General features: G+C 54.1%; 21 protein-coding genes. 16 read left to right on the top strand and 5 right to left on the bottom strand.

Translation table 11 applies throughout. The features are described from left to right. Positions 1-25 precede the first annotated feature (25 nt). On the bottom strand, positions 26-1051 hold the full coding sequence (locus ACKGJP_RS29910) for an SH3 domain-containing protein (RefSeq protein WP_409342423.1): 1026 nt from the start codon (positions 1049-1051) through the stop codon (positions 26-28). Positions 1052-1338: 287 nt separating this feature from the next. Between ACKGJP_RS29910 and eis the strand changes: the two genes are divergently transcribed. After that, a complete protein-coding gene (gene eis / locus ACKGJP_RS29905; protein WP_409342422.1) occupies positions 1339-2535 on the top strand; it encodes an enhanced intracellular survival protein Eis in 1197 nt (398 codons plus the stop codon). A gap of 63 nt (positions 2536-2598) precedes the next feature. Here the strand turns inward: eis and ACKGJP_RS29900 are convergent, their stop codons facing one another. Beyond that, positions 2599-3177, bottom strand: coding sequence for a TetR/AcrR family transcriptional regulator (locus ACKGJP_RS29900; RefSeq protein ID WP_409342421.1), 579 nt, complete (start codon positions 3175-3177; stop codon positions 2599-2601). A gap of 199 nt (positions 3178-3376) precedes the next feature. Between ACKGJP_RS29900 and ACKGJP_RS29895 the strand changes: the two genes are divergently transcribed. From ACKGJP_RS29895 to ACKGJP_RS29845, 11 genes are all read left to right on the top strand, one after another. After that, a complete protein-coding gene (locus ACKGJP_RS29895) occupies positions 3377-4075 on the top strand; it encodes a YetF domain-containing protein (protein ID WP_409342420.1) in 699 nt (232 codons plus the stop codon). Between the two features lie 272 nt (positions 4076-4347). Next, positions 4348-4644, top strand: a complete 297-nt coding sequence (locus tag ACKGJP_RS29890; RefSeq protein ID WP_409342419.1) for a LiaF transmembrane domain-containing protein — start codon at positions 4348-4350, stop codon at positions 4642-4644. 102 nt (positions 4645-4746) lie between these two features. Beyond that, positions 4747-5427 (top strand): PspA/IM30 family protein, encoded by a 681-nt coding sequence (locus ACKGJP_RS29885; RefSeq protein ID WP_409342418.1) that lies wholly within the window; start codon positions 4747-4749, stop codon positions 5425-5427. Then, positions 5424-5891: a PspC domain-containing protein gene (locus ACKGJP_RS29880; RefSeq protein WP_409342417.1), complete on the top strand. Its 468-nt coding sequence runs from the start codon at positions 5424-5426 to the stop codon at positions 5889-5891. The genes ACKGJP_RS29885 and ACKGJP_RS29880 overlap by 4 nt, the downstream gene beginning before the upstream one ends. A gap of 4 nt (positions 5892-5895) precedes the next feature. Beyond that, complete coding sequence (locus ACKGJP_RS29875; RefSeq protein WP_409342416.1) at positions 5896-6645, top strand: PspA/IM30 family protein; 750 nt, start codon at positions 5896-5898, stop codon at positions 6643-6645. Between the two features lie 150 nt (positions 6646-6795). Further along, on the top strand, positions 6796-7455 hold the full coding sequence (gene liaF / locus ACKGJP_RS29870; protein WP_409342415.1) for a cell wall-active antibiotics response protein LiaF: 660 nt from the start codon (positions 6796-6798) through the stop codon (positions 7453-7455). A gap of 99 nt (positions 7456-7554) precedes the next feature. Beyond that, positions 7555-8643: a histidine kinase gene (locus ACKGJP_RS29865; protein WP_409342414.1), complete on the top strand. Its 1089-nt coding sequence runs from the start codon at positions 7555-7557 to the stop codon at positions 8641-8643. Between the two features lie 29 nt (positions 8644-8672). Beyond that, positions 8673-9317 carry a response regulator gene (locus ACKGJP_RS29860; protein WP_409342413.1) on the top strand — a complete coding sequence of 215 codons (645 nt, stop codon included), beginning with the start codon at positions 8673-8675 and terminating at the stop codon, positions 9315-9317. A 91-nt stretch (positions 9318-9408) separates the two neighbouring features. Beyond that, complete coding sequence (locus tag ACKGJP_RS29855) at positions 9409-9663, top strand: hypothetical protein (protein ID WP_409342412.1); 255 nt, start codon at positions 9409-9411, stop codon at positions 9661-9663. A 50-nt stretch (positions 9664-9713) separates the two neighbouring features. Beyond that, positions 9714-10358: a phosphatase PAP2 family protein gene (locus ACKGJP_RS29850; RefSeq protein ID WP_409342411.1), complete on the top strand. Its 645-nt coding sequence runs from the start codon at positions 9714-9716 to the stop codon at positions 10356-10358. 479 nt (positions 10359-10837) lie between these two features. Next, a complete protein-coding gene (locus ACKGJP_RS29845) occupies positions 10838-11281 on the top strand; it encodes a GNAT family N-acetyltransferase (protein WP_409342410.1) in 444 nt (147 codons plus the stop codon). 77 nt (positions 11282-11358) lie between these two features. Here the strand turns inward: ACKGJP_RS29845 and ACKGJP_RS29840 are convergent, their stop codons facing one another. Continuing rightward, positions 11359-11715, bottom strand: coding sequence for a hypothetical protein (locus ACKGJP_RS29840; RefSeq protein WP_409342409.1), 357 nt, complete (start codon positions 11713-11715; stop codon positions 11359-11361). Positions 11716-11859: 144 nt separating this feature from the next. Between ACKGJP_RS29840 and ACKGJP_RS29835 the strand changes: the two genes are divergently transcribed. The 4 genes from ACKGJP_RS29835 to ACKGJP_RS29820 all read left to right on the top strand — a co-directional run bounded on the left by ACKGJP_RS29835 (position 11860) and on the right by ACKGJP_RS29820 (position 16666). Beyond that, positions 11860-12636, top strand: coding sequence for a YwmB family TATA-box binding protein (locus tag ACKGJP_RS29835; protein WP_409342408.1), 777 nt, complete (start codon positions 11860-11862; stop codon positions 12634-12636). 167 nt (positions 12637-12803) lie between these two features. Then, positions 12804-14336, top strand: coding sequence for a glucose-6-phosphate dehydrogenase (zwf, locus tag ACKGJP_RS29830; protein WP_409347290.1), 1533 nt, complete (start codon positions 12804-12806; stop codon positions 14334-14336). 409 nt (positions 14337-14745) lie between these two features. Next, a complete protein-coding gene (locus tag ACKGJP_RS29825; RefSeq protein WP_409342407.1) occupies positions 14746-15369 on the top strand; it encodes a cyclase family protein in 624 nt (207 codons plus the stop codon). A gap of 325 nt (positions 15370-15694) precedes the next feature. Beyond that, a complete protein-coding gene (locus ACKGJP_RS29820; RefSeq protein ID WP_409342406.1) occupies positions 15695-16666 on the top strand; it encodes a Gfo/Idh/MocA family protein in 972 nt (323 codons plus the stop codon). A gap of 258 nt (positions 16667-16924) precedes the next feature. Here the strand turns inward: ACKGJP_RS29820 and ACKGJP_RS29815 are convergent, their stop codons facing one another. After that, positions 16925-17296, bottom strand: a complete 372-nt coding sequence (locus tag ACKGJP_RS29815) for a transposase (protein ID WP_409342405.1) — start codon at positions 17294-17296, stop codon at positions 16925-16927. A 50-nt stretch (positions 17297-17346) separates the two neighbouring features. Beyond that, positions 17347-17805, bottom strand: a complete 459-nt coding sequence (locus tag ACKGJP_RS29810) for a helix-turn-helix domain-containing protein (RefSeq protein WP_409342404.1) — start codon at positions 17803-17805, stop codon at positions 17347-17349. Between the last annotated feature and the right edge of the window lie 2 nt (positions 17806-17807).

The following is a 17807-nucleotide window of genomic DNA, read 5'->3' as shown; positions in this document are numbered from 1 at the left end:
GGAAGGTGCGGCGATTGGGTACTTATTATAAGGCCGAGCCGCCGAAAACGAAGCGGTATTCCCAGTGTTTCCCTGCCAGATTGTCGATGCGGACGCCGCCGGACTCCTTGGAATAGGTGTGCAAAATTTGACCGTTGCCCAAGTAGATCGCGACATGGGTAATCCTCTGCGAAGCCTTGTCGATGCCGGCATAGCTGGATGCTTTGGTGCCTTTATACGACATGAAGAATAGCAGATCGCCCCGTTTCAAATTATGCCAGTCGGTAGTCGTCTTGCCGACGTTCTTCACGTAGCTGGCTTGGCTGCGGGAATCGCCGGGCAGGCGAAGGTTCAAGCCGTTCAGGAATGCTTGACGCACAAGATCCGAGCAGTCCATCGTCGAATTGTCGTATCTGCTGGATCCATACTCGTATGGCGTACCCAGGAATTTCATGCCGGCGGCAATCGCTTTTTCGACGGCAGCGCCGGATGGCAAGGGCGGCTCCGGCGTTGGAGTCGGCGTTGGAGTCGGAGTCGGAGCCGGCGCCGGCGCCGTGTAGTCGGTTTTAATATAGGACGAGCTTGTGCTGACGTAGCCGGTCACGCCTTTGCTGTCGGTCGCTTTGTACCAATAGCTGTTGACTTTATCGACGATCGTGATCTGTTCGCCTGCCGACAAATAGCGGATGCGCGCATCGCTTGTGGAAGGCCCTGTACGGAATGAAACGCTGGCGACGACTTCGGCGTTCGCTTTGCCGCTCGGCACGCTAGGCGCAGGGGCCGTATTCGTTTGCAGGGTTATGTAGGTCTGGGATGAAGATATGTAGCCGGTTCGGCCGCTGCCGTCCTTGACATGAAGCCAGTAGCTGTTCGGTTTGTCGATGACGGTTACCGTTTCGCCTTTCTTTAGATAACGAATGCGTTCTCCCGAAGTGGACGGCTTTTCTCTGAAACTGACGGATTGGACGACGGTGGCGGTTTGCGTAGTTGTCGATTGTGCCAGTGCTTGAATCGGCATCATGCTGAAACAAAGCGTTCCGGCGATGACCAGTTTGGCCATATTTTTCCTCATCGTGTGCGCCTCCTAGTATGCTGTTGTTGACTGTCCTTCTGGACAAGGATCGTATGCGTCTAGCAAGTGCTTGTTGCTGGGGTATTTCCCATCAAAATCTACTAGACTGCTAGGGAAATCATAGCATAGGCAGGAGCCGAATTTTAGCTGTAAAATTTTACAGCAGGCGGGTTGTATGTAATATTTTGGTCATTTTCGGGACAGCGATATGCCTTCGACTCTTCCGCAAAGACGTGTATAATGAACAAAAAAGAAGCTTTACGCTAAGCGGAAAGGGAAGGGTTGAAATGGAAATCGAAATCAGGCAATTGACCGTGGAAGAGATGCCGGAAAGCTTGCGCTTGTCGCAATTTGCGTTTCAGTACACGCTGACGCCCGAAGCGGCGGAGGAAAAGCTGAAGCAACTGAAGGCGGAGGATTTTTGGGGCTATTTCGTGAACGGGCGTCTGGCGGCCAAAATGGCGGTTTACCCGATGAAGACATGGCTGAACGGCATTCGGCTCGAGATGGGCGGGGTAGCGAGCGTGGCGACTTGGCCGGAATACCGGCGGCAGGGGATGGTCGGCAAGCTTCTTCGCCAGGGGCTGGAAACGATGCGTGCGAGCGGCAGGACGGTATCGTTTTTGAACCCGTTTTCGTTCTCCTTCTATCGGAAGTATGGCTGGGAAACGTATACCGACTACAAAAAATATTCGCTGGAAACCGCTCAGCTGCCCAAATTCGCCGATCCCGGCGGTTATATGGAGACGACTGCGGACACGGAGCTGCTTAACCGGATCTACGAAGCTTACGCGGTGCGCTATAACGGCATGCTTGTCCGCGATGAAGCCTGGTGGAAGCAGAAGCTGTTCGCAGGCAAACCGGGGACGGCAGCCGTCTATTACGACGCGGAAGGTTCTCCTGCCGGCTATGTGTATTACCGGATAGCCAATTTCGAGATGACCGTACATGATATCGCATTTCTGGACGAAGGAGCGCGCAGAGGGCTGTGGCGGTTTATCGCAAACCACGATTCGATGATCAGAAGCGTCACGCTGAAGGCGCCGATCGACGATCCGCTGCCGTTCCTGCTGGACGATCCCAAAATCAAACAAGAAATCATTACGTATTTCATGGCGCGTATTGTGGACGCCGAAGCTCTGCTGCGGCAATATCCGTTTGCCCAAGGCGCGAAAAGGCGGCTGATGCTTGAGATCGAGGACGCTCATGCGCCGTGGAACGACGGATTGTTTGAAGTGAGGATCGACGAAGCGGGAAGCGCTGCGGTGGAACGGCATGAGAAGGGGACGCATGATCCGAAGGAGGGTTCCGGAGCGGAGAAGCGGCTTGCCTGCGGGATCGGCACGTTGACGGCGATGCTGTTCGGCTATAGGAAGCCGCTGCAGCTGCATGCGCTAGGCCGCTTGTGCGGTAGCGGGGAAGCCGCGGCGGAGCTGGAAGCGGCGCTGCCTGCCCGGACGACGTATTTAGCCGATTTTTTCTGAGTAAATGTACGGCCGGTCCTCATGCTGACGCATAGGGATCGGCCGTCGTTCATTGAATGCAGGTTAGCAAGAGCCTTCCGTGAGCAGGGTGGACAGCACGAAAGCGTCGATCACCTCATGCAGCTCGGCTTTGGACATGCGATGCTCGTTTTTCTTGTAGTATAAGCAAGCGCTCTCGATCATGCCAATGACGGCAGCAGCTGCCAGCTCGAACGGCAAAGGCTTCAGCACGCCCTCTTCGTATCCGCCTCTCATCACGTCCGCCAAATAGTCGATGTGCGATTTTTTGAGCGACTCGATTCTCTCAAGCGTCTCCGTTTCGATTCCGTTCGATATTTCCTTGGAAATGATGTGGACAAGCTCGCTGTATGTCAGAAATACCTCCACGTGCTTCTGGACGATGAGGCGAATTTGGTCGTCCGTATCGCGGTGGCGATCAAGCACCTCGGCAATCTCGGTTTTCAGGATGCGGAAGCCTTCCGTGACGATCGATTCGAACAGCTCGCTTTTGCCTGAAAAATGATAGTATAACGTTCCTTTGGCGACGTTCGCTTGCTTCGCGATATCGTCCATGCTGGTTCGATAATAACCGAGCTCCGAAAAAAGCTTGACGGCAGCTTCGATAATTTTATTTTTGCTCAAATCGGGGGTCTTCCCTTCCAATACGGTTTCCCCCATCATAGCAAGGAACCGCGTTCAATTTCTACTCTTCTCTTTCCTAATTCATGCGTCTATGCGGGAGCAGGATCGTTTACCGGCTCGATGAGGCGGTTTGAGATCGAAGCAGCCCGGAAACAATGGCTAGTATATGGATATAGGAAACTAGCGTGCGGGAGGAAACATGGAAGAGATAGGAATCACCTTGCTGCGGACGACCGCCGGATTTGCGGTGCTGCTTCTGATGACGCGCCTGCTCGGCAAAAAACAGCTCGGCCAGCTGACGTATTTCACCTATATTACGGGAATTGCGCTCGGCAATATAGCGGGCGATATGGTCGTGCACCGGGACATTACGCTTACGGCAGGCATAACGGGCTTGATTGCCTGGGCATTATTGTCGATTGGCATGGAGCTGATCGCCTTAAAATCGCCAAGAGCCCGCGTGCTGCTGGACGGCGAACCGAGTATCGTCATCAAGAAAGGCATCATTCAGGATAAGGTGTTAGCCCGCCTTCGTCTGAATATGGACGATTTAAGCATGCTGCTGCGCAACAATCATATATTTAGCGTCAAGGAGGTCGAGTATGCGATCCTTGAGCCTAACGGGCAGCTTAGCGTATTGAAAAAGCCTGAGCAGGAGCCCGTAACGAAGGAAGATATCGCGCTGCATCCTTCCAAACGGAAGTACGTGCCGACCGAAATGATCGTCGACGGCAAGATCGTCCGCAAAAATTTGCAGGAGCTTCATCTGTCGCAAGCATGGCTGGAGCGCGAGCTGCGCGAGGCGGGAATCGAAGCGGTGGAGGACGTGTTCTTTGCCGAGCTGCAGAGCGACGGTTCCTTGTATGTGACGAAACGGAGCGGAAACGGGCTTCATTAGAGTGAGCCTGCTGCGTAGGAACGGAAAGTGACTATCGTTTCTATCTAGTGCCGCGCCGCTCTGCCGTATTCATAGAAAACCTAAGGAGCCGCCAGGCTCCTTTTTCTTATGGGCAAGCTTGGAGTCGCAGCTCCGCTCCCCCGCGGGTCTGTCATGCGCCCCGACTTAAGTCCAGGTGCAAAAACCGCCGCCGGTCCGTTTTGGCAAAGAGAGAATCGGTCTAGAATAAGGACATAAGCAAGCGAGACACAAACGAAAGGCGGTGAACGAAAATGAGATTGAATCGAAACGGAGGCTTCGCCCTCTTCCTGATCGCCTGCGGCGCTCTGATCCTGCTGGATAAAGTCGGTTTTGGCTTCGGATGGCTGATGGGTTATCTGATTCCGCTCGCCATGGTCGGGCTCGGATTTTACGGAGTGAAGAACGGTAAAACCTTTTTCGGCTGGGTGATCATGGTGATTGGCGCCATTATCCTGCTGGGGAAATTTACAGGATTCATCGGCATCTTGATCGCGATCGGGCTTATCGGCTACGGCGTGACCAGCTTGAAGAAGAACGCTACCTATTAAGAGAAGAAGTCAAGCACATAACCATATAGATCAATTTCGGGTTTCCCGCTAAAGCTAACCGGTTTCCGAACTTTACGGGGATCAGTTGAAGGAGGATAAGCAGTGAGCATACTACGACGAGTGCGTGACATGACGGTCGCTACGCTAAACGAGCGGCTGGAGCAATCCGAAGATCCGGTTCGTTTGATCGATCGTTACCTGATCGAGCAACGGCAGCATATTCAAGAGGCAGAGCGGTTATACACCCAGGCGATGCATCATGCTCAAACGCTCCGGCAGCATTATTTGACGGCGGAGCAGTACAAGGAAAAGCGCGAGCAGCAAGCGCTGACGGCTCTAAAAGCCGGCGAAGACGAAGTGGCGCGCATCGCCCTTCACGAGAAAATGCAGCACGAAGAGAAGAGCAACCAGTACCGCGAGCTTTACGAGCAAAGCAAGCAATCGATTCTCGAACTGGAAGATCAGCTCCGGCAGCTGAAAGCCGATCACGACGAAGTCGCGGCCAAGCGGAGCTACTACATGGCACGCATCGAGACGGCCCGCCTGCAGCAGCGGATGAACAATTATATGAGCGGGACCGGCTTCAATCCGACTCCGCGCATGTTTAACCGCCTGGAGGATCGGGTATCCGATATGGAGATGGAAGCCAGATCGCTTAGCGATTTGCGCAAAATCGGCCGGGAAGCGATGCTTCAAGTCGGCATGACGCTGAACACCGCGCTCGATCAAGAATTAGGCAAACTTCGCAAAAAGCTTGAACAGGAAGGTTGGTCGTCGAAATGAGAAAACTGTACCGTTCCCGCAGGGACAGCAAGCTGACAGGTTTGTGCGGAGGACTGGCGGAAATGTTGAATGTCGATCCGACGCTGCTGCGGCTCATCGTTGTGGCAACGGCGATCTTCTCGGGCGGCGCCCCCGTCATCTTCCTGTACATTATCGCAAGCATTGTGATTCCGAAGGAACCGCAATTCCCGGGAATGTTCCCGCCGCACGGAAACCCGTTCGGACCGGGGCCGGCACAGCCGCCGATGTACGGCAGCCAGCCGATGCAGCCTCCTGTAAGCAGCTACGGCTACAGCTCGCACACCGTACCGCATCAACCGCAGCCGCAGCCTCCGGTTCCGCCGCAAATGAACAAATCCAACCAAGAGTTGGATGACATGATGAAAGACATCGAACAAAAAGCAATGCGCAAAGAACTTGACGAACTCCGGGCCAAATTGGCCAAATACGAGAAGGGAGAATAACACAATGGGCGTATTTACACGAATTAAGGATATGACGAAAGCATCGATCAACGAAGTACTGGATAAGGTGGAAGATCCGATTATTATGCTGAACCAATACATCCGCGATATGGAGGAAGAAATCGCACAAGCGGAAGTAACGGTAGCCAAGCAAATCGCGAACGAACGCAAACTGCAGCAGCGCCTGCAAGAATCGATCAAGTTGTCGGCGGAGCGCGAAGTGCAAGCGGGCAACGCTCTGAAGAACGGCCACGAGGAAGCGGCTCGACAAGTTCTTGAAGAAAAGCTGTATCACGATCAGAAGATCGCCGAGTATAGCGACATGCATGCCCAATCGAAGCAGCAGGCGGAAGAACTCGTTCAGCAGCTGCACGAAATGAAGGGCGAGTACTACAAGTTGCGCAACAAGCGCAGCGAGCTCGTATCCCGTGCCCAACTGGCCAAAGCGAAGAAGCAAATGGCGCAAGTAACGGCGACCAACACGATCGAATCGGGTCATGCCTCCCGCGGTTTCCACCGTATGGAAGAGAAAATCATCCAAATGGAAGTGGAAGCCGAAGTTGCCCGCAAGCCTTACGTACCGGCCGGCGGAAGCTATGGGGCCGCGTCCTCTGCAGGATACACGTCCTATGCGCCGATCGATCCGGTCAAGCAGCAGCGTGTCGACGAACAGCTTCAATTGCTTAAAAACAAACTCGGCGTAAACGCGCCGCAAGATACGCAAACTACGCAAACCGCTTCCGAGCAAGCGTAGTCCACATCGAAAAACGCTTTGAGCATAGGAAAAATTATGATATGCTAGCGAGTACTGAGGCAAGAAAGCCATAGGGAATAACTCTATGGCTTTTCTTCCCATCCCGGAGATAAATGCAAGCCGAACGATTGGCCACAAGGAGGTGCGGCAATGAACGAATCAAAACGGTACAACAAGCGGAATACTTACATGGTTTTGATCGGCGCCGGCGTCTTTCTTCTTGTGAACAAGGCGTTCGGCTTTTACATTGTCGCGGCATTATGCTTGATGCTCTTGGGGCTGCACAGCATCATAACGGCTTCCGGCAAAAAAGGATATATTCTTCTTGCTGTCGGCGCTATCATTATTTTAGGCAACAACTTTCCGCTCGTCTTAGCCATTATTCTGCTTTCATTCGCTTTCTTTTATTTACGGTCCAAGAAGCTGCAGCCGGACGAGTCGTACGTGCAGAAGCATAAGCTGATGGAAAGCATGAAATGGGACAAAGCGCCCTGGGTGCTCAAAAACATGAGCGTATGGAATGTGATCGGCGAAGTGAACATGGATTTATCCCTTGCGATACCCGAGCAGAAGGAATCGGTCGTCGTCCTGCAGGGCATTATCGGCGACATCGACATTTTGGTGCCGGAGGATATGGGCGTATCGGTGCAGTGCTCGCTCATGTTCGGGCAGGTCGACGTTGCGCGGGAGAAAGAAGCCGGTCTGCTGAACAAAATCGTCTGGCAATCGCCCAATTATGAAGCCAGCGAACAAAAAGTGAAACTGATCGTTTCCTATATCGTAGGAGATGTAGACATAAAAGTTATGTGATAAGAAAGATAAGTAAGATTATGGGGCCCCCCGCAAAGTAATAGGACTAAGCTTCAAAGCAGCGCTTCACTTTGTGGGGATTATGAAGGAGAGAAGTGGATGAATCGCAGGCTGACCAATATGATTTGGCGCAACATGGGAGAGTCCATTCTTCTCTGCCTTTTTTTATTTGGCGTCGTTGTATACTTTCTATCCTCGGGAGGCTTTCTGAGGCCTTTCGAGACTTGGCAGATCGGCGTTAAAATAAGCTTGCTGCTGATCGGTATTGCCGTTATATTAGGCGCGGCGTTCGGTTATTGGTATACGAACCGGGTAATTCGCAGACTCGAACAGCTTCGCGAGGCGATGCTATACCTCGAGAAAGGAAATTTATCGAGGACGATCCCGCCGCTCGGCGAAGACGAGATCGGGAGGCTCGGCGAACAGCTTGGACGCATCAGCCAGAAGTGGGAGGAGCAAATAAACTCCCTCCAGAGGCTGTCCAACGACAACGCGCAGCTTGCCGAGAAGGCCCGGTATTCTGCGGTTATAGAAGAGAGGCAGCGGCTTGCGCGCGACTTGCACGATGCGGTCAGCCAGCAGCTTTTTGCCATCTCCATGACGGCTACCGCGGTTGCGCGGACGCTCGATAAGGATTTCGACAAAGCGAAACGGCAAATTCAGCTGATTGAAGAAATGTCCGCCGTCGCCCAATCGGAGATGCGGGCGCTCCTGCTGCACTTAAGGCCCGTCCACCTGGAGGGCAAGCGCCTTGCGCAAGCATTGCTTGAGCTTCTTCAGGAGCTTCAGGCGAAAGTGCCGATTCAGATCGACTGGGAAATGGACGAGGCCATTCAGCTGGCCAAAGGAATCGAGGACCACTTATTCCGAATCGTCCAGGAGGCGCTCTCCAACGCCCTGCGTCACTCCAAGGCATCCAAGCTTGAAATTCGGCTAGTCCGGCCTGCAGCCGACGCGGTGCGGCTCGTCATTCGCGATAACGGGGTAGGCTTCGAGCTCGATTCGCAAAAGCATGCTTCCTATGGGCTCGTATCGATGAAGGAACGCGTGAACGAAATCGGCGGTTCGCTCAATCTGGTCACCGCCCCGGACAAGGGAACGCGGATCGACATCCGGGTACCGATTACCGTTCAAATTTCGACGGGCGAACAATCTCCGCAGCTTGAGCATGCGGGAGCGGCCGAGTAAAATCGCATAATACGGGAAGGAGAGAGCTAATGGATACGCCGATAAAGGTGCTTTTGGTGGACGATCACGAGATGGTCCGCATCGGACTCGCCGCCGTGCTCGGAACGGAGGACGGCATCGAGGTGGTAGGCGAAGCGGGGAGCGGAGAGGAAGGCATAAGGCTCGCTCTGGAATACAGGCCCGACGTGGTGCTGATGGATCTCGTCATGGAAGGCATGGACGGGATCGAGACGACGCGCCGCCTGCTTCAGCAGCATCCCGATTGCAAGGTTATCGTGCTCACGAGCTTCCTTGACGACGAGAAAATGTATCCGGTCATCGAGGCCGGCGCATTCAGCTATTTGCTCAAAACGTCGCGGGCGAACGAAATCGCACAGGCGATTCGCTCCGCATCGAAAGGCCAGCCTGTACTCGAGGCCCAGGTGGCGACGAAAATGATGAACCGGTTCCGCCAGCCGAAGCAGGAGGCGCTGCCGCATGAGGATTTGACCGACCGGGAGATGGAGGTGCTTCGCCTGATTGCGCGCGGGAAATCGAATCAGGACGTAGCGGACGACCTGTTTATCGGGGTAAAAACGGTGAAATTCCATGTAACGAACATTCTGGCCAAGCTTGGCGTAGAGGATCGGACGCAGGCGGCCATTTATGCCTTTAAGAACGGGTTGGCGGAATAGCATCTTCGTCAGCCTGTTTCCCTTTTAGCATAAACGAGCCGGACTACGCTGCGTAGCCAGACGTTATTTTGGGAGAGTGAGGGATGCGGCAATGGGAGGATGGACATACGCAATGCTTGCCGCTGCGCTCGCGGCGGGCATCTTACTCTGGCTGGCGCTCCGGCGCAAGAACCGAAAGAGCAAAGTAACGAACATTTCCGCGTACAGGAACTTGAAACAAAAATGCTCCTACTGCAAAAAGAAGTCCGAAAAGCTGATCTTTTACTCCAATGCCGAAGGCCAGGTCGTCGGTCTGTGCAAAGCGTGCAAGCCGAAGGCGGAACGCCAGGATATGCTGCCGATCTAGCGGAGGCATGGGAACGGTCTGAATATACATAAACAAAGGTGATCGATGGTATGGCATTGCAAAGCAGGGCTCGCTACGCGTTATTCATCGGACTGCTGGGAGCGGTCTGTTTCGGCATCGTATCGGTGCTGACGTTTAATAAAGGGTTGCGCGGCTTCGACAGCAGCATCATTGAGCGCGTACAAGGGCTTGAATCGGAAACGCTTACGAAATTTATGAAAGCCGTTTCGTATATCGGCACGACAGTACCGATGGTGGCGCTATCCTTGTTAATCATGATATTTCTGTATGCGGTTCTGAAGCATCGGATGGAGCTGGTGCTGTTCGTCGTAGCCGTGCTAGGGGCGAAAATATGGAACGATACGCTGAAAAATGTGTTCGAACGGGAACGTCCCACCCTGCATCGGCTTGTTGAAGAGGTGGGCTACAGCTTTCCAAGCGGCCATTCGATGGTGGCTTTCGCTTTCTACGGCATACTGGCGTTCTTGCTGTGGCGCCATCTGAAAACGCGAACGGCCCGGACAATCCTCCTATTCTTCGCTGTCGCCATGACGCTCCTGATCGGGATCAGCCGCATTTATCTGGGCGTACACTATCCGAGCGACGTGATCGGCGGGTACATGGCCAGCGCTTGCTGGCTCGGTATCATCATCTGGCTGTTCCAATGGTATATGGAGCGCAGATCGCGAAGATAGACGGCCTTTGACTAGAGCGGACGGGCGTTTTACAATAGAAGGAACGGTACTCGTTCCAGAGCCCGAATACGATAGGCAGCGGATGGTTGGAAAAGAGGGATAAGGGCTTGGATGGTACGGGGAAAATGATCGTCATCGGCGTCGTGATCATCGTGTGCGCGATTTTTCTATGGCTGATGCGAAAAAAATATTAACTCTTGCATGTTATGTTCGCAGTCCAAGGACTGCAAGCCGGCAGTCAGAACATTCGAACGGTGAGTCATCGTGATCCGATATTCCCGCCAGCGTTGTTCCGGGCTGTCTATTTTTTATATAGGCGGCATTCCGGCGGCACCGCGGGGGATGGCTGTGCGCGCTCGACGGGCGAATGGCGGTACCAAGGCAAACGGCTTTGCGTACAATAAAAGGAAACGGCCCCGGATAAACGGATAAAACGACGGAGCAATTTGTACAGCCGTTTCATTGCAAGGAGTGATCGAATGATCCGCTTAAGGATGCCGAGTCTGGATGATCCGCATCTGTTTCGACTTATTGAACGCGAGCTTATTCCGTATGCCAAAGCGGTTTTCCCCACATTGCGCATCGGAAGAAAAGACGTGGAGAAGATGCTGGACCGCAGCAAAGTGTATGTAGGCGAACAACGCGGCAGTAAGATGCCGATCGGCTTTGTCAGCGTTTCGAGCGCGCAGCATGTGCTGCGCATTGAAATGCTTGCCGTAGAGAAGGACTATCAAGGCATCGGCTGGGGAAGCGCGCTCATGGCCGTTGCGGAAACGTACGGGAGACAAACCGGATGTACGCGCGCGCAGCTATATGTCGACGAGAGCAACGATAAAGCCAAACGCTTTTACGAGCGGATCGGCTATGCAACGCATTCTTTCGCGCCGGAGTATAAGTGCTACTTGCTTGAGAAGACGCTTTAGGCCACACACCAAGAGAACAAGGCAAACACCAGGGACACAGCAGGCCGCCCCTGGTTTTGTTATGCCTATAGAGCGCTCTACACGAACAGCAGAAACAGCAAAGCGACTTGCGATAAGTCGACGGTCGACCGCTCCCCGTAAGCAGGATGACGAGCCGGCGCGTATGGCGCGGAAGGGATGGCCGAAATTTCAACCTTTTCGCCTTTGCTCTTGCTTTTACCCTTTTTGCGGGAGAATTTGCCCGTCGTCCGGTCGGACGATGGTTCGGCCTCACCGGTGCTTTCCGTTCTCAGGTGGTCGTTAAGAATGAGACGGCCCTTCTCGATGCCGCTCAGAATCCCGATATACCTTTTGCCGTCGTTCAGGACGGCACATATGGGACGACCGACGAATGGCCTGCAATGTTCCTCTTGAATCGGATGAACCAAATGCATCCGGTATACACCTCCGTATGATCTTTACGATATATGCTATTCAACCATGGGCGAAACGGCATAGACGAATGTCACGGATACCCCTTTTTATTTGTTTAGCCAGACGTCTTGGCAAGTATCTTTCGAAGGAAAGAGAGGTGCGCCATGAAAAAATGGCTGTACGCCGCCATACTTTGCCTTGTAGCGGCGATCGTCGCAGGCGGCTTGATCGGACAAGCCGGGGCGGAGAACGGCAAAGATTTGCTTGCGGTCGCCAGGTACGCGGAGGAGCAGATGGAAGGCGCCAAGCAGGTGACGATCCGGTTCGCCGCGCCGATGAGCGAAGAGCTTCAGGCGAAAGGCTGGCACGAGGCAGGCAGGAAGCTTGCCAAGCTGTTTGCCATGAAGGAAGAAGCTGTGGCGGCCGAGAAGCCGGCAAACGGATCGGCTGGGAGCGAAAAAGCGGCATACAGGGCAAGCGCCCAGCTGCCTGACGGCGAGGGAAGCGTTTCGCTTGTGCTGTTCGACACCGGAGAAGGGCTGCCTGGCTATGCCGTGTTCAAGCGGGAGCTGACTGCCGGCCGCCTCGACGGGGATGCGCTCGCGGCATGGCAGCGGCAAGCTGCCGGACTGCTGAGAGACAGCGGGCTGAAGGGGAAGTGGAACATTGCGGTTCAGGGGATGGTCAGCGAGGAGACGCTAGCTTCCGGTGGAAACGCGGACGCCCTGCTGAAGCGGATCGGCAATTTTTTTCTAGGCAAAGAGCTTGAGCGCTATACGGACAGCGGAACGCTTAGCGTGACGTATTCATCCAAAAAGCTAAAAGGCAGCGTACGAAGCGGGGTGTACCACGTATCGCTTCAGGCCGCATTGCATAAGCAGTCGGAGAACGGCCAGTGGAGGCTGACGATCGGGACGCCGGTCATTACGACCGAATATTGACGGGATGTCGAACGATGTCGTTCCGAATGGCGTGTTTACCAAGATTGTGATAAACTATTGCATTAAGAACAGACTGAGCTAAAAGTCATTTTATATAGAAAGAATGGTGTGACGTGTATCCATCCAACGTAGAATCAAGCGATTCCAAAGTAAAGCTTTCCGACAACGTGAAGGAAGCAGGAGCCGTCTTTTTCATATTCGGGGCGACGGGCGATTTGGCGCGCCGCAAGCTTTTTCCCGCGATCTACAGCCTGTATTGCGAAGGCAAGCTCTCGGAGAAGTTTGCCGTCATCGGACTAGCGCGGCGTTCCCGCACGAACGAGCAGTTCCGCGAGGATTTGTATCAGTCGATCGAGCAGTTCGCCCGGCATAAAGGCTCGAAAGAAGACGAACAGTGGCAGCGCTTTGCCTCCCATTTCGAGTACATGCCCCTCGACATTACGAACGTGAACGCGTTCAGCGAGCTGAAGCTGACGGCCGAGCGCGTGGAGGAGCAATTCGGCATCGCCGGAAACCGGCTGTTCTATTTGGCGCTTGCGCCTGAACTGTTCGGCAGCGTAGCGCATCACCTGCGCGACGGCGGCCTTCTGGAAACGCGCGGCTGGCATCGTCTCGTCATCGAGAAGCCGTTCGGCTACGATCTGCCCTCCGCGGAGAAGCTCAACACGGAAATCCGCAAGGTGTTCAACGAGCAGGACATTTACCGGATCGACCACTACCTGGGCAAGGAAATGGTGCAAAATATCGAAGTGGTTCGTTTTGCGAACGCCTTTTTCGAGCCGCTGTGGAATAACAAATATATCGCCAACATTCAAATTACGCTGAGCGAAACGGTCGGCGTCGAGGAACGCGGCGGTTACTACGATCATGCCGGCGCGCTGCGCGACATGGCCCAGAACCATATGCTGCAGATGGTGACGATGATGGCGATGGAGCCGCCTAGCCGGCTGCATCCGGAGGACATTCGCGACGAGAAAGTGAAGGTGCTTCGCAGCCTTCGTCTGTACGAGACGGCGGAGGACGTGCGCGCCCATGTCATTCGCGGCCAATATGCCGCGGGTGAGGTCAAGGGCGAAACGAAGCCGGCGTACCGGACGGAAGAATCGGTCAATCCCGAGTCGAGAACGGAAACGTATGTGGCGGCGAAGGTGCTTGTCGACAACTTCCGCTGGGCGGGAGTACCGTTCTATGTCCGTACGGGCAAGCGGATGCCGGTCAAATCGACGGAGGTCGTCGTCGAGTTCAAGAGCATGCCGGATAACGTGTACCTGGCTAAGAAGGGGAAGCTGCAGCCGAACCTGCTCGTCTTCCGCGTCAACCCGATGGAAGGGATCTACATCAAGATCAATGCCAAGGAGCCGGGCTCCGAAGGGACCATTTTGCCGGTTGCGATGGACTTCTGCCAAAGCAACCAGGTCGGGCTGAATACGCCCGAGGCGTACGAGCGGCTGTTGTTCGATGCGGCGCGCGGCGATTCGACGTATTTCACGCGCTGGGACGAAGTGGCATCCGCGTGGCAGTTCGTCGACCGCATTGCCTCGGCATGGGCCGAGCACGACGGCGATTTGCAGATGTACCCTGCGGGCTCCTGGGGACCGGAGGCGGCGGACAAGCTGCTCGCCGAAGACGGCTTCCACTGGTGGCCGGTGAACGGGCAAGCCGAGAGCGGCGTGGTGTGGAAATCGGGGCGCCAGGGCTAGATTGGCGGATAACGAGTAATCCGGCACGGTAGGATGAGCAGCGAGGGCTGGCGTTAGTCGGCTATGATGCATGGTGAGCGATAGAGTGTTGGCTGGCGTTAGTCGGCCCATGACGCGAGATCCGCAGATAAGAGCCTCTAAAGACTTCTAAATCATCCATTTGGGTTCTTTCGGGAGGTTTAGAAGACCTAAAGGGCTCTTATTTTGACCGGGACGGGCTTGAACCGGGGATTTGGCGGAAATAAGAGACGTTAGCGTCGTCTAATTTCGCGAAAATCGGCTAAAACGCTAAAATAAGAGTCCGTAAGGACTTCTAAATGTTCTCAATGAGCTGGTTTACAGGGCAAGCTGTGCATACGCGTAGAGTTAGCTCATAAATAACTAAGGCAGACGAACGGAGGCGATCCGCATGTTCAAACTATACGACATCTCGATGACGATCCACGAAGGGATGCAGGTGTACAAAAACAAGGACGAGAAGAAGCCGAAAATCATCAACCGGCAAAACTTCACCAACGCCAAGGCGTATGAAACCGATCTGAAAATGGACGCTCATACGGGAACGCATCTCGATGCGCCTTTGCACATGCTTGACGGCGGCGACACGATCGAGACGATCCCGCTTGAATCGCTCGTCGGAACGGCACGCGTTCTTGATTTTACGGGGATCGAGGAATCGATCGGCAAGGCCGACCTGGAGCCGTACGGCATCCAGCCGGGCGAATGGCTGCTCTTCAAGACGCGGAACTCCTTCTCCGAGGAATTCGATTACAAATTCGTGTTTCTGAACGAGGAAGGCGCGCAGTATTTGAAGGAACGCGGCATTAAAGGAGTTGGCACCGACGGACTCGGCATCGAGCGCGATCAGCCTACATACGGCACGCACAAGACGCTGATGAACGCGAACATCCTCATCGTCGAAGGCTTGCGGCTGAAGGACGTCGCTGCGGGAACGTATTTTATGGTTATCGCTCCGCTGAAGCTTACCGGAATCGAGGCAGCGCCGGCACGGGCGTTTTTGCTTGGGCAGTAAGGGCTGATATGCCGATATGAACCGCCAGTGCTTGGCGGACAGGATACAAGGGCTGCTCCTTAGGGTGCGGTCCTTTTTGTTGAGCGTCTTAGGGTGGCCTGCGTTTGGCGTCTGGAAGATCGTGTACGGCTGCCCGGCTCAGCGGAAGCGTCTAGCCGCGGCGCAGGCTCTTACCGGAAGTCGCAATATTTCAGCTGCAAGCGGCTCGGGTTATGTTAAACTATCAGAATAAACATAGCATTCTAGCAAAAAACGTAAACGCTTCCGAAACCGGAAGAAACCGCTCGGCTAGCGTTGGCGTTATTCTTGAAGGAGGCTGGAAGGAATGGGATTGAAGATTGCTTTTTTGGGAACCGGCGGCATTGCGCAAACGCATGTAAGCCGGCTGGCTAAGATCGAAGGCGTGCAGGTAGCCGGTTTTTGCGGGACGTCGCTGGAAAAGGCGGAGCGTGCGGCAAACTCTTGCAACGGCGCAAAAGGATTTGCGGATTTCGCGCAAATGCTGGAGGAAGTCAAGCCGGATGCGGTCTACATAACGACGCCGCCGATGGCGCACGGCGAAGCGGAGCTTGCGCTGATCGAGCGCGGCATTCCGTTCCTCGTGGAGAAGCCGCTCGGCGTGGAGAACGCCCTCGTGCAGCAGCTCGCGGCAAAAATCGCCGACAAGCGGCTGATTACGTCGGTCGGGTATCATTGGCGGTATTACGAGGCGCTTGCCACGGCGCGCGAATTGCTCGCCGGGAGCAAGCCGGGAATGGCGCTCGGCTATTGGATGGGCGGCATGCCGATGGTGCCGTGGTGGAGAAAGCAGGAGCAGTCCGGCGGCCAGTTCGCCGAACAAACGACGCATGTCGTCGATATGCTGCGTTACCTGTGCGGGGAAGTGACGGAAGCGTATGCGGCGTTCGCCCAGAGAGCTATGCATGAGAAGGTGGAGGACGTCTCGGTGGCCGATGTAGGAACGGTTACGCTGAAGCTGGCGAACGGGATGGTGGCGACCATATCCAACACGTGTTTGCTGCCGGTAGGCCATACCGTCGGACTCGATTTGTATACGGACCGCGGCGTCATGGAAATTCGTTCCACCGGGTTGAAGGCGATCGAAACCGAGCGCACGACCGAATACAAAAATAAGAAGGATCCGTTCCTGCTTGAGAACGAAGCCTTCATCCATGCCGTTCGGACAGGCGATACGTCCGGCATCTTATCCGATTACGCCGATTCCGCGAAGACGCACGCCGTCACGATGGCCGCAAACGAGTCTGCCGAAACCGGGGCGATCGTTCGGTTAAACTAGTAGGATGGCCATATTAAATTTTAGGGTAGAGATGCTTTAATTTATGGCGGGCCTGCTCGGTTGTAAAATGCCATTCTACCAATTTTTTGTCAGCATTGCGTTGGGTCTTCCATGCCTTTAGTTCTTCCTGAAGAGATTCGATGGAAGGGAGCCTCCTGCTCAGACACTGCAAAGTAAGCGCGCTGAGCTCAATTTCGGCGATATTCAGCCAACTGCCATGTTTGGGTGTGAAATGGATTTCTAGGCGTTTGGCAAGTGCTAACGCCTCAGCGGGTGGAATGTCTCGTATAAGGATGAAATCGCGTGCGTGTTTAAATTGTCCATCACCAAACGAATACGTTTGGCATTGGGGTAATGAATGGTGAGTAGTTCTTGAATTTGACGGGCCCAATCTGCTTTCGTTCGGCGTGGTGATGCCTCGACATGACGCACGCCGGCCAAGGGTTCTGTGAACATGAAGATGCTGCATGTGCCTTTCCGTACGTATTCATAGTCTTCCAGCAAGATCTTTCCGCTCTTCATTGGTAATGGCTCCAACAGATCCTCCAACAGTTGATAAGGTTGTTCCATACAAATCAGCGGTATCTCTGGATCATAAGGCAGTGCATAGGTTTCCAAAATGTCTTCCATTCGCGCGACAAACTCGCCATTGTAAGCAGAAGGAATACACCACCGTTTTTTCAAATGCGGTTTAAGTTGTGTTTTTTTAAAGTCGTTCGGACCGTTTCACGGCCTATAGAATCGATAATTTCCAGTTCAACGGCACGCTTTGCCAGCAAACGAATTGTCCATCTGGAGAAGCCTTTTGGTGGCGTTGAGCAAGCTAATGCAATAATGTGCGCTTCGACTTCACCAGTGACAATCGGTTGTTTTGGGGGATCGGTGCGTTTTTGATAGCGTAGAACGTTTTCTATACCTAATGTGCAGTAGCCTTTGATCGTTTGAAAAACCGTAACATCACTGACCTGACAGCGATGGGCGATTTCTTCCTGGGTAGGGATCAATCCTGCATGCTCATCTGCCATAATCAAGATCATACAACGTTTTCGGATTCCAGCAGGGGTTTTCCTATCCCTCATCTTCTGCTCGATGTAGGTTTTGTCCGCTGCGCTTAGTTTCACTCTGTATTTTTTGTTCACAA

This window comes from Paenibacillus litoralis (assembly GCF_046244365.1).
Classification (GTDB): Bacteria; Bacillota; Bacilli; order Paenibacillales; family NBRC-103111; genus Paenibacillus_V.
This window is presented reverse-complemented; position numbering and strand designations above follow the sequence as displayed.